This is a genomic window from Rhodanobacter sp. UC4443_H10 (assembly GCF_052978325.1).
In genome coordinates this window covers 1,121,550-1,134,260 of record NZ_CM129668.1, presented here as the reverse complement: position 1 = coordinate 1,134,260, position 12,711 = coordinate 1,121,550, and the positions used below count along the sequence as shown (strand labels likewise).

Here is a 12,711-nt window from a genome sequence, read left to right as displayed (position 1 = left end):
AGTCGCAGTAAGACTGGAGCTGGCGGCCAGTTGTCAATCAGCGAGGTAGGGGGAATCATCAGGTGTTCGACGTTATCGATTTTCTTGAGACCCTGGGGCAAGACGCGCAGCTGCGTTACGCGTCGCAGGATGAAGTGGAGTTTGCGCTGTCCGGGGCGGTGGTGGAGCCGGCGATGCGGGTGGCGATCCTCGCCAGAAATGGCCCGGGCTTGCAGGCGTTGCTTGGGCAGGATCCGTTCTGCTGCTTGATCAACCCGGCCAAGCCCGATGAGGAGCAGGAGGAATGTGACGGCAACTGCAAGGAAAGCGAGGAAAAGAAGCGTGACGAGGAAAGGAAGGAGAAAAGGGATGGGGACTGAGGATCATTCGCCCTTTGTCTTGTCTGCGCTGGCGACCACCGACTAGCCCATGGACAAGGCTGGCGGCTACAGGCTGGCTTTCGCATGTTCTGCGCTTCTGCTCTGGTCAGTGGCGGGTCTCGCCACCGTACCCGCGTCCGTATCGGACGACCCCGGGCAACTGCTGAAACAGGCGGAAAGCATTCCGTCCTCCAATCGTGTCGAGTTCGACGAATTGATGCGCCGGCTCGCCAAGCCTGTGCGGGAGCTTTCTCCGCAGCAGCAAGTGCATCGCCGCTATCTTCTGGCCCGGCAGGCCGCTTTTGCCGGCAATTTCGACGCCGCCTTGCCGCCGTTGACGGCGATCGCGGGTCAGACCGCATATCCCGTGCTGGCGTTTCGCGCCAAAGCCACGGTGATTGACCTTCTGGTGGCGCAATCCCGCTACGAGGAAGCCTTCGCCAGGCTGAATTCGCTGCTGGAGCAGCTGCCGAAGATGGAGGAAAACGATGTCCGTGTGCAGGGACTTGGTGTCGCGGCGCAGTTGTACAACGAGGCAGGTCAGTATGAAGCCTCCTCGCGTTACGCAGATCAGATCATCAATGAGAGCACTGATACGCGCAGCGCCTGCAGGGGGTGGTTCTACAAGTCCGAGGCCTTGTTTGAAAGTGGCACCACGAAGCTGGCTGCCGATCAGCTTCGCGATGGCACGGAAGCATGCAGCAAGGCAGGCAATACGCTTTTCGCACTCAGCTTCCAGTATTTGCTGGCGAGTTTCGACATGCGGCAAGGCCGCCTCGACTCCGCCATCCGCTTGTTGCAGACCAGCTATCCCAAGGTGCTGCGAGCAGGCTTTCCGCCCCAGGTCGCGGAGTTCGAGTCCACTCTGGCCAAGGCGCACCTGGAGCGTGGCGACCTTGTCTCGGCTGCCAAGTTTGCCAATCAGGCCCTGGTGACGAACGCCAGCAGGCCGTATTCCGAGTCGACCGCCCGGGCGTACCACGTGCTTTATCGGGTCGACAAGAAGACCGGCGACGACCGTGCGGCGCTGGAGAATCTCGAGAAGTTCGTCGTCACCAACGACGGCTACATGGATCGCCTCAGTGCAAAGGCGCTTGCCTACCAGATCGTCGAGCAAAAGGTGCTGGCGAAGAAACTGCAGGTCGAAGAGCTGGACAAGAAAAACAAGCTGCTCGGGATGCAGGGCGAGCTGGATCGCAAGGAGGTCGAAACCAGCCGCCTGTACATCCTGTTGCTGCTGCTGGTACTCGCGTCCATCGGTTTGTGGGCGTATCGCATCAAGCGCTCGCAGCTCAAGTTCATGAAACTGGCGCGGCGCGACGGACTCACCGGCATCTTCAACCGGCAGCACTTCGTCAACGAGGCGGAACGGCTGCTGCGCTATTGCCAGAAGTCCGGCCGCGACGCTTGCCTGGTGCTGCTCGACCTGGATCATTTCAAGCAGGTCAACGACAACCATGGCCACGCGGTGGGCGACCGCGTGCTTCGGCGTGCGGTGGGGGCCTGCCAGAAGCACTTGCGGACCACCGACCTGTTCGGGCGGCTGGGCGGCGAGGAGTTCGGCATGCTGCTGCCCGAGTGCGGGCGGGAGCAGGTGTTGGAGCGCGTGGAGCAGATGCGCCTGGCCGTTGCCCAGGTTCCTGCCGGCGAGGCGGGCTCCGGCGTGGTTGTCTCGGCCAGCTTCGGCGTCGCGTCCGCCGCCAGCTCGGGATATGAACTGCGCCAGTTGATGACGGACGCGGACGACGCGCTTTACCGGGCCAAGCGCGAGGGGCGCAACCGGGTCAGCCTGGCCAACTGTCGATCTGTACAGCCGGGCCATGCGTGAGTCATCGGAGGCGTATGCGGCAAGGGATTGCCTGCTGACTTCCTGCTGCAACGGAAAGGGTTCCGACCAGGATTTGCCGTCGGCCTGGCTGGACGGCAAAACCTGCATCGTCGCTTGCTGCTGATGTCCGCAATTACTCCGGAAACGTTTTCATGCGAGACCGCGCGACTGAGCTTGCGCCCTCTAGCCGCGGGCGATGAAGCGTTGTTCATTGGGCTCTACACCGATCAGGAAACCATGCACCATATTGGGCGTCCGCTTTCCCTGGAACAGGCAGCGAGGGTATTTCCCGCGATCATGGCCGGGATGCGACGGCATCCTCCGTCGTGCATTTATCTGGCCATGCTCGACAAGGGGTCTCGGCAGCCACTTGGCATCTGCGGTTTGCCGCGTTTCGATGCCGCTGCCATCCGGTTGGAAGTTGGCTTAGTATTGATCAGGTCGGCGCGGTCGAGGGGACTGGCGCGGGAAGGACTTGCAGCACTGGTGGATCGTGTATTCACCGTCGCAGCTGCAGATGAGGTAGGGGCACAGTTTTCGCGGGACAACCCGGCAGCGCGGCGGCTAGTTGCAGCCGTTGGTTTCAAGGTGAGTGATGAGCTGCCGGCAGGGCGGCCATCTTCTCCTGAGTGTCGCTGGTCGGTTCAGCGTTCGTGTTGGCCGGGCATCAAACCATTTCAACCATTGAGGTAACTATGTCGAATGTGATCGATTTTCTGGAAAGGGTGGGGCACGACGCTCGATTGAGGTACGCGTCGGCGACCGAGTTGGAGTCGGCCCTGGATGGCGAGCGGCTGGACCCCGAGATGCGCGAGGCGATTCTGGCGAGGGATTTTTCGGCGTTCGATCGGTTGCGGGGAGGCGGACAGATCTGCTGCCTGCTGCTTCCTGCGGAGGAAGAGGAAGGCGAGAACGAGCGCGAGGATGAAAACACTCCATCGCCTGAGGAAGAGGAAAGCCGGGCAAGAGCTATCCGCCCCATCGCGGCTTTGCGAACCTGATTGAAACTTGCATGAGCAGGTGGCATTCCCTCTGGGTCGCGGCAGGTGTGATGCTACTGATCGTGGCAGGAGGTACGGCGCGCGCCGCCGTGCCTCCTGCCGATGACCCGGCGCAGTTGCTCAGGCAAGCTGACAACTACCGCACTTCCAATCATGCGAAGTTCGCCGAAGTGCTGCGGCGCCTCGACGATACGGAACTGAAGCTGTCGGCCCAGCAGCGTATGTATCTGCTCTACCTGCAGGGTTTCGAGTACAGCTATGCGGGCAAGTACGATGCGGCGGTTCCGCTGTTGAGCCGGGTCATGGACGAATCCACCGACCCGGTGCTGCGCTTTCGGGCCGGGTTGACCGTGGTCAACGTCCTTGGAATTGGCGCGCACTACGAGCAAGCGTATGCGCGCATGAACCAGTTGCTCGATGACTTGCCACATATCACCGACAAGGATGCCCGTTTGCAAGCGCTGGGTACGGCTGTGCAACTCTATTCGCAGGCAGGGCAATACGAGCTTGCGACGCAGTATTCGGATCGGTTGCTGAAAGAGAATCCGAGTGGTCCGGGTGCCTGCAAAGCCATTGCCCTGAAACTTCTGGCGCTGTACAAGAACCAGCGGTTCGATCTGTTCGATCAGCAGGCATCGAGCGGTATCAATACCTGCGTGAAGGTGGGCGAGCCAATCTACTCAAGCTTCGTTCGCGTCTACGTGGCAGAACGAAACCTGGATCAAGGGCGCGCGCAGGAAGCGCTGCGGCTGCTCGAAGGCAGCCTCGCTGCTACCAAGGCTACTCGTTATCCTCCGATCATCTTGTTTTTTGATGCCATGCTGGCGCGGGCGTATCTGGAGACCAATGATCCTGTGGCCGCCAGGCAATCGGCTCTGGAAGCCATTGATCATGTGGCGCCTAATCAGTTTTCCGAAGGACTTGTCGCTGCTTATCGCGTGTTGTACCTGGTCGAGGAAGGGCAGGGCGATTTGCAATCGGCGCTGGAATATCACAAGAAGTACATGGCAGCCGACAAGGGCTATTTGAACGAAATCAGTGCCCGTGCGCTCGCCTACCAGACCGTCAAGCAACAGGTACTTGCGAAAAAACTCCAGGTCGACACGCTGGCCAAGCAGAACAAGATCCTGCAGCTGCAGCAGGCGCTCAGCAAGAAGGCCGTGGAGGCGGGGCGGCTGTGGATCATCCTGCTGGTGTTGCTGCTGTGTTCCATCGGCTTCATCACCTATCGCATCAAGCGCTCGCAGCTCAAGTTCATGAAACTGGCGCGGCGCGACGGGCTTACCGGCATCTTCAACCGGCAGCATTTCGTCGGCGAGGCGGAGCGGCTGCTGCAGTACTGCCGCAAGTCCGACCGGGTGGCCTGCCTGGTGCTGCTGGACCTGGATCATTTCAAGCAGGTCAACGACACCCATGGCCATGCGGTGGGTGACCGTGTGCTCCGACGCGCGGTGGCAGCCTGTCAGGCGCATCTGCGCTCCACCGACCTGTTCGGCCGCCTCGGCGGCGAGGAGTTCGGCGTGCTGCTGCCCGAGTGCGAGCTGGACCAGGCGGTTGCACGCGTCGAGCAGATCCGCCTGGCGATTGCCTCGGTCTCCCTTGGCGAGGACGTGCCGAACGTGGCAGTCTCGGCCAGCTTCGGCGTGGCGACGGTCGCCAACTCGGGCTATGAATTGCGCCAGTTGATGACCGATGCCGATGACGCGTTGTACGCGGCCAAGCGCGAAGGCCGCAACCGGGTCAACCTGTCCAGCAGCCGCCATGTGCAATTGAGCCTGGTCTAGCTCAGCCTCGCGGCAGGACATCCGCGCCGGCCGGCGTGGACAGCGGGACGAGTGCGGGTTACAACAGGCATTCGTTCCGGCCGGGGATTTTCCGATGCGCGCGATGAGTTCGTTCCTGCTGTTTGCCGTGGCACTGGCGGTGCTGCCGTCATCGGCCATGGCCGATGACCCTGCCACCGAGCCTGCAACGCTGGCGCCGTCGATCAACGCGACCGATTTTGCCCGCTACGAGAAGACGCTCAGTTCCGACGACTTCGGCGGGCGCAAGCCCGGCACGGTGGGTGCGCAACGCACGCTGGATTTCCTGGTCGGCGAGTTCAAGCGCATGGGCTTGCAGCCCGGCAACCACGGTTCATGGTTCCAGACCGTGCCGGCGGAGAGCACCCTGCTGCTCAATGACAAGGTGAAGCTGCAGATCGCCGCCGGCGCGCAGCACGCCAGTTTCGCCAACCAGCAGGACATGGTGGTGCAGACCCTGCAAGGAAAAGCGCAGGTCGACCTGAAGGATTCGCCGGTGGTGTTCCTCGGCTACGGCGCGGATGCGCCGAACTGGCACTGGAACGATTACGCCGGCGTGGACGTGAAGGGCAAGACGGTGATCGTGCTGGTCAACGATCCGGGCTTTGCCAGTGGCGATCCGAAATTGTTCAACGGCCGCGCCATGACCTATTACGGCCGCTGGACCTACAAGTATGCCGAGGCTGCGCTGCAGGGTGCGGCGGCGTGTTTCATCGTGCACACCAGCGACGCGGCGGCGGGTTACCCCTTCAGCGTGTTGCAGAACGGCAACCGCGGCCCGCAGTTGAGCCTGCCATCGAGTGTCGATCCCGCGCCGCGCCTGCCGGTAGCCGGGTGGCTCACCCATGCCGCCGCCACGCGCCTGTTCGCCGCCGCCGGCAAGGATTTCGACGCGCTCGCCGCGGCAGCCGCGAAACCGGGCTTCAAGCCGGTGCCGCTCGGCGCGACCGCCTCGATCAGCCTCAGGAACAAGATCGACCACTTCGAGTCGAAGAACGTGCTGGCCATGATCCCCGGCGACTACAAGCCCGACGAGGTGGTGGTCTATACCGCGCACTGGGATCACCTGGGCACCGACCCTTCGCGGCCCGGCCACAAGGTGTACGGCGGCGCGATCGACAACGGCACCGGCCTGAGCATGCTGCTGGAAATCGCCGGCGCCTTCGCGCAGCAGCGCACGCCGCCCGAGCGCAGCATCTTGTTCTTCATGCCCACGCTGGAGGAATCGGGCCTGCTCGGCTCGCAGTACTACGCGGCGCAACCGGTGTTTGCGCTCAACCGCACCGTGGCCGACATCGCCGTGGACGCGTTGCCGATCATCGGCCGCGCCCACGACATGACCGTGATCGGCAAGGGCCAGTCGCAGTTGGAGGACATGCTGGCCGACGTGCTGAAGGCCCAGGGCAGGGTGATCTCGCCCGAGACCACGCCGGAGAACGGTTTCTACTTCCGCTCCGACCATTTCAACTTCGCCCGCGCCGGGGTGCCGGCCATGCTGGCCAGCTCCGGCCTCGACCTGCTGGACGGCGGCGAGGCGGCCGGTCGCAAGGCCGCCGAGGATTACACCGCGCATCGTTACCACACGCCGAATGATGTATTCGATCCGGCCTGGGATTACTCGGGCATCCTCGAAGACACCCAGGCGCTGTACGAATTGGGCCAATACCTGAGCCACGCCGGCGTGTGGCCGGCGTGGTACGCCGACAGCCCGTTCAAGGCCAGGCGCGACAGGATGATGGCGCCGCCGGCCAAGCAACCCTAGGCGCGTTTCGCGGGCAATAAAGAGCCGGCGGGCAGTGTCCGCCGGCTCTTGTTCTTGCCGAATCCCCAAGGATGCTTTGATCAAGTCTTTGCCCGTCATTCCAGCGAACGCTGGAATCCAGTGCCTTCAAATAATTGCCGAGGCGCTGGATCCCGGCGTTCGCCGGGATGACGGATTGTTCGGACCTTCCCTGATCCCTGCTCAAGAGCATCGCCCACGAGCGGGCTCCTCCGCGTGTGCTCGGCTCAGGGTTTCGCGGGCCCGTCCAGCTTGTCGAAATGGACGATGGCGTTGAGCACCAGCGGGTAGCTGCCGATGGTTTCGCCGCGCCACATCGGATTGCTGGCGAACAGCAGCACGTGGCCCTTGCCGTAGCGCGCATCGACCACGGCGGCGCGCTCGGCCATTTCGCTGCCGTGGTCGAGCAGGCCGGCGATCAGCAGCTTGTCGGCGGCGGCGAAGCGCAGGATCACCTGCGGCTGCTGGTCGGCCGGGATCACCCAGGGGTTGTTGCGCAGCTGCTCCGCGTTGAGCGGCGTGGCCTGCCATGGCTTGACGTCGGGCAGCGCCTCGGGTTCGACGGCGGCGCGTCCCTCGGGTGTGTCGGTGTCGTGCGGGCCACCGCGGCCGGTTGCGCGCTGGAAATCCTTCGCCGTCGGCAGGCCGTGGTCGCCGGTGACCAGGTTGGAGATCTTGAACGATTGCCCTTCGGCGCTATAGATCGCCAGGTCGTCGCGCGTGTAGCTGGCGGCGATCGGGCTCTTGCGGTTGACGAACTGCGCCTGCAGCACGCTGCCGACCACCTTGAGCTTGTCGGTCGGGGTGACCGAGACGCCCGGCGCCAGGCCCACGTCGATCGCGAAGCGCGCGGTGTCCTCGGCGGTGATCAGCAGGCCGCCCTCGTGCACGAAGCGCTTCAGATTGGCGACGCCGGATTCGCCCAGGCCGGGGCGGATGTCGTCGGTGCTGTCGATGCGGCCGATGTTCGGCGTCAGTTCGGTGGTCTTCCATGGCATCGGCTCGCCCCACATCGGCAGGCCGTCGATGATGCGGCGGCTGCTGGCACCGCCGATCGGACCGAACAGGATCACGTCGTACTTCGCGCGCAGGTCGCCGAGCTTCGCCACGTCCTGGGTGCTGATGTAGTCGTACTTCACCTGCAACTGGTCCAGCGCCATGCGCCACCAGCCTTCGGTCTGCGTGCTGAGCCAGGTGTGCATCACCGCGATGCGCGGAAGTTTCGCGTGCGGCAGGTCGATCGCGGCCAGCCCCGCCGGCACGTCCACCGCCGCGTCGAGCTTGCGCATCGGCGCTTTCAGGATGGAGCTGTCGGTGACGCGCACCACTTCCACGTCGAACAGGTCGCCCATCGACCAGGCGGTGTCGTCATAGGGGTGCTGCTGCGGGTCCTTCGGCGACCAGTACTGGCGGTCGAGCAGGGTGTCGGCGATGCGCGAGTAGGGCTGATCCATGCGCACGACGATGCTGCCGGCGGGGAAACGGCGCGTGCGCGCCGGCTGCTCCTTGCCCTCATCGTCCTTCGCCGCCGGCAGGCTGACCTTGATCGGCGCCGTGCTGCGGCTCAGTTCCACGTGCTGGCGCTGCAGGATGCGCAGCAACTGCGCCTGCGAGCCGGGGCGCGCGTCGTCGGCGGGAAACACGTAGGCGGCCGGGCCGGCGTTCTGCGGTTTCTCGATCGAGCGCTTGCTCTTCAGGTAGTAGTTCTTCAGGAACAGCTGACCGTTGTCGGAAAAATACTTCAGCGCGGTGAGCAGGCCGGTCTGCTGGTAATTGTTGTTGTTGCGCTGCGACCAGGTCACCACCGGCAGCGGCGGGTTCGGCTTGTACCAGGTGCGCTGGTACTCCTCCGGTTCCAGGATGCGCTTGACGGTGTCGGCACCGTCGTTGCCGAAGGTCTCGTAGAGCCGGCTGATGCCGTTGTGCATGGCGGCGATGAACATCAGGTAGCCCGGGCTCCAGGTGTCGAAGCTGCCGTGGGTGAACACGCCGGGCATGCCGAGCTTGGTCATCTGTTGCACGTTGTCCCAGCCCAACTGCTGCCACTCGCCGGTGAGGATGGGATCGATCCAGGCGTTGTACGGGCCGTCGCCGACGGTGTTGTCGTAGAGGAAAGGCACCGACTCGTGCAGGTCGTGCAACACCTGCGCGTGCCAGCCGATGAAGGTGTCGGCGACGTTGCGGGTGAGGTTCAACGTCATCGCCATCGCGTCGCGGTTGTTGTCGTGCGCCACGTAATGGCCCCAGTACAGCAGGCGCGGATAGTTCCGGCCGGGATGGGCGCGATGCCAGTTGTAGCGGTCCACCTGGCGGTCGCGGCCGTCCACCTCGACGATCGGCGTGATCAGGGTGATCACGTGCGAGCGGATGTGCTTGATGTAGGGCGCGTCGTCCACCGCCAGCCGGTAGGCCAGTTCCATCAGCGCGGTGGGCGAGCCGGTTTCGGTGGAGTGGATGGCGCCGGTGATGTAGTAGACCGGGGTGGACTGGGCGATCAGCGTGTCGGCGGCAGCATCGTCCATGCCGATCGTGCGCGGGTCGGCCAGCTTGGCCAGGCGTGCGTTGTTGGCATCCAGGCCGGCCAGCAGATCTTCATCGGCCACGGCGACCGCGATCATCGGGCGGCCCTCCTCGCTTTGGCCGATGGTGAACACCTTCACCCGCGGGCTGGCCGCCGCCAGCGCCCGGAAGTAGCGGTAGACGTCGGTGGAGTAGGGCAGGTAATTCGGCGCGCCGGCGATGTGGCCGAGCACCTTCAGCGGCGTCGGCACGGTAGCCGAGGCGGGCAGGTAGTCGGTCAGCGGCGAGTTGAACGAGGGATCGGTGGTGTCCTTCAGGATCTGCGCCGTGTACGCCTGGTCGACCGGTTGCGCCGGGTCACGCGCGTAGGTGATCGAGCCGTTCGGCTCGGTGGCGGCGGTGGCTGCACAACTGGCCAACGCCAGCAGGGCAAGCAACGGGATTCGACAACAAGCGGGCATGGCCATGGCTCCCCTTCGCAACGTGGCAACGGATCGTTGCACTGTGCCAGAACGCGGGCGCGCTTGCCCGGGCCGTGTCGGGGTGGTTATCAGCTGGCCGAGCCGGCCGCGGTCGGCCGCCGCCCATGGCGGCGGGCGGCCGGGCCGGCTTGGGTCACTTGGCGGATGCGGCAACCGCCGTCGGGGCGCCCGGGCCGATGCTGGAGCCGACGAACTGCACGATCTGCTGGTACAGCTCGGCCACGTTCTTCTCGTCGTAGAAGCCGTGGCCCTCGTCGGGCTGGTCGATCCAGGCGTGCGCCACGTGGCGGTCGAGCAGGGCCGTGTGCAGGCTGCGGCCCTGGATCGACGGCACGCGCTTGTCCTTGCCGCCAACCACCAGCATGACCCTGGCCTTGAGTCGGTCCAGCTGGTTGATCGGCGAGCGCCGCGCCAGCGTGTCCATGTCCGTGCCCAGCACGCGCTGCAGGTAGTTCTCGCCGGAGGTGGACTGCGGTATGTCGCCGCGCCGGTACATCAGGGCGAGGTCATACACGCCCACGTAGCCGATGGTGCACTTGTACAGGTCGGGCTCCTTCACTGCGCCCTCCAGCGCCGCGTAGCCGCCGTAGCTGCCGCCGAAGATGCAGATGCGGTTCGGATCGGCGAGGCCCTGCGCGATCGCCCAGCGGGTGGCGTCGGTGACGTCGTCCTGCATCTTGCCGCCCCATTCGAGCCAGCCGGCCTTCTCGAAGGCGTAGCCGTAACCGCCGGAGCCGCGATAGTTCACCTGCAACACCAGGTAGCCGCGGGTGGCCAGCATCTGCACGTAGGGGTCGAAGTCCCAATCGTCGCGCACGCCGTAGGGGCCACCGTGGACCAGCACCACCATCGGCAGGTGCCGGGCGGTTTCGAGCCCCGGCGGGAAGCTGGCGTAACCCTGCAACTTCAACCCGTCGCGGGCGGAGAACGCGAACGGCTGCTTGGTCGCCATTCGGACGGGGTCGATCCAGCGTTCCGTGGCCAGCAAGGAGGTGAGCTTGCCGGCCTTGCGGTCGAACAGGTAGAAGTGGCCCGGGTCGCTGTCCGCGGACACGTACAGGATGCAGAGGGCGCCGTCGCGGGTGCCGGAAACGATGCGCGCGTATTCGCCAGGGAAGTGCTGCATCAACCCCACCGCCGTCTTCGCTGCCGGCGCGTTGCCATCGAACAGCGCCACGCCTGGCCGCCCATCCTCGAAACCGACGCCGATGATCTGGTCGTCGGCGGGACCGAAGATCAGCGCGTTCGCCTCGACCGTCGGGTTGCTCCACAGCTCGGTCAGCTTGCCGGTGGCCGGGTCCCAGCGACACACCCCGAAGCCGCCCGCCTTCGGCGAGCAGCTGAAATAGGCATGGCTGTCGTCCGCGTCGAACGCCCACGGAAAGGAGCGGCTGGCCTCGAACTCCGGCAGCTCCTTCCAGCCGTCCGCATCCACCGGGTGGGTGTACACCTTCGGGTTGCCGTTGGCGTCGAGTCCGGCGGCAAAGCGGATGCGGCCCTGGTGGTCGGCCACGAACGTCATGTCGCGACCGGGGGCGTTGATGATGGGCGCGATGTCGCCGCTGCGCAGGTCCATCCGCACCGCCCGGGACAGCTCGCCCTCGTTGCCCGAGCCGGACCAGGAGCTGATCGAGACCAGCGCGTGGTTGGGATCGCCGGGAATCGGCGCGATGAACGTCGCCGTGCCGTACTTGCCGTCGTTGCGCTGCGTCAGCCACCTCACCGAACTGCCGCCCTTGCGGTAGCCGTACAGCAGCAGCGGATTGCCGCCATCGGCCTCGACGCCGAACAGTTCGCCGGTGGACAGCGGCACGTCGTACCCACCCACGTGCTCGCCGACGCTGTAGACCACGTGGGTGGGCGAAGCCCACCAGAAGTCGATGACGTCGTCTCCCTCGCGCGGGCGCACCACGTGCCCCTTCATGTCGGACAGGTGGATCAGTGCCAGCGAGCGCTGCCCCTTGACCAGGCCCATTGCCGCCAGGTACTGCCCGTCCGGAGAAATCTTCACCTCCGTGTATTCGGGATGTCTCGCCAGATCGGCAAACGACACTGGCGCGGCGTGGACCACGCCCGCACAGACCAGCAACAGGGCCGCAACCTTGCACCGAATATCCATCTCTGATTCCCCCCCCTGGACGCGACCGTCCGGATGGCGGCCACGCGATCGCTTATTTATAGCAGTCGGAGATCGCATTTTGGAAACGCAGGAACTTGCGCCCGCACCGGTGTCGACTCCGGCCACATTGACATGACAGCCGCTTCCGCGGGCATGAGAATGCCCATCCGCCGTGCGCGATCAGCGTGCCTTGGGCTTGAGGCGAACGTAGAGCTGCTTGCGCACGATGGCGATGACCTTGCCGGAGGCGGTGGTCACTTCGGTCTCGAACCAGCGCAGCACTTTTTCGCCGCCGGCCGCGGCGACGCGCAGTTCATCGACCACGGCGGGGTCGAGTTTGAAGTGTGCGTAGACGTCCTCGTAGCCCGGCGCCACGAAGTCGATCGTGCCGGCCTTGTCCCACACGAAGTAGTCGCTGCCGAGCTGGTGCATCGCCAGCAGCATCCAGAACGGGTCGACCATGGCGAACAGGTTGCCGCCGAACTGGCTCTTGACGTAGTTGCGGTTCCACGGCCGCAGCCGCAACACCACCGTCGCTTCGGTGTAGTCCTCGCTGAGTGATTGCACGCGAATCGCGTTGACGAGGGCCGGCGGCCACAGGTTGAACAGCCGGCGAAAAGTGGAGGCGCGCATGAGGGCGATGGAACGAGAAAAGAAACATCCTACCCGAACATACGTAACGGTATGGAACGGGTGCGCACCCCGATGAACACGCAGGAGCACGCTCGCGGGCGATGCGCTTGCGCCGGGATTCGGGATTCGGGATTTGCAAAAGCTTAAGGGCATCGCCCGCAAGCGGGCTCCTGCGAGGGGGATGATC

Annotated in this window: 9 protein-coding genes; 6 read left to right on the top strand and 3 right to left on the bottom strand. The window is 64.7% G+C overall.

Features of this window, described 5'->3' with window-relative positions:
- Positions 1–62: 62 nt before the first annotated feature.
- The 6 genes from ACVCMB_RS05370 (at position 63) to ACVCMB_RS05345 (ending at position 6,752) form a co-directional block, all read left to right on the top strand.
- Positions 63–359, top strand: a complete 297-nt coding sequence (locus ACVCMB_RS05370) for a hypothetical protein (RefSeq protein WP_447098591.1) — start codon at positions 63–65, stop codon at positions 357–359.
- Between the two features lie 49 nt (positions 360–408).
- On the top strand, positions 409–2,187 hold the full coding sequence (locus ACVCMB_RS05365; protein WP_447106346.1) for a diguanylate cyclase: 1,779 nt from the start codon (positions 409–411) through the stop codon (positions 2,185–2,187).
- A gap of 123 nt (positions 2,188–2,310) precedes the next feature.
- On the top strand, positions 2,311–2,880 hold the full coding sequence (locus tag ACVCMB_RS05360; protein WP_447110595.1) for a GNAT family N-acetyltransferase: 570 nt from the start codon (positions 2,311–2,313) through the stop codon (positions 2,878–2,880).
- 2 nt (positions 2,881–2,882) lie between these two features.
- On the top strand, positions 2,883–3,188 hold the full coding sequence (locus ACVCMB_RS05355) for a hypothetical protein (protein ID WP_447106344.1): 306 nt from the start codon (positions 2,883–2,885) through the stop codon (positions 3,186–3,188).
- Between the two features lie 50 nt (positions 3,189–3,238).
- Positions 3,239–4,972, top strand: coding sequence for a tetratricopeptide repeat-containing diguanylate cyclase (locus ACVCMB_RS05350; RefSeq protein ID WP_447106343.1), 1,734 nt, complete (start codon positions 3,239–3,241; stop codon positions 4,970–4,972).
- A 103-nt stretch (positions 4,973–5,075) separates the two neighbouring features.
- The gene (locus ACVCMB_RS05345; RefSeq protein WP_447106342.1) at positions 5,076–6,752 is read left to right on the top strand and encodes a M28 family peptidase; all 1,677 of its coding nucleotides are present in this window, start codon (positions 5,076–5,078) and stop codon (positions 6,750–6,752) included.
- A gap of 245 nt (positions 6,753–6,997) precedes the next feature.
- Here the strand turns inward: ACVCMB_RS05345 and ACVCMB_RS05340 are convergent, their stop codons facing one another.
- From ACVCMB_RS05340 to ACVCMB_RS05330, 3 genes are all read right to left on the bottom strand, one after another.
- On the bottom strand, positions 6,998–9,727 hold the full coding sequence (locus ACVCMB_RS05340; protein WP_447106341.1) for a M14 family zinc carboxypeptidase: 2,730 nt from the start codon (positions 9,725–9,727) through the stop codon (positions 6,998–7,000).
- 178 nt (positions 9,728–9,905) lie between these two features.
- Complete coding sequence (locus ACVCMB_RS05335) at positions 9,906–11,783, bottom strand: prolyl oligopeptidase family serine peptidase (protein ID WP_447106340.1); 1,878 nt, start codon at positions 11,781–11,783, stop codon at positions 9,906–9,908.
- Between the two features lie 288 nt (positions 11,784–12,071).
- A complete protein-coding gene (locus ACVCMB_RS05330; RefSeq protein ID WP_395119278.1) occupies positions 12,072–12,524 on the bottom strand; it encodes a DUF4442 domain-containing protein in 453 nt (150 codons plus the stop codon).
- Between the last annotated feature and the right edge of the window lie 187 nt (positions 12,525–12,711).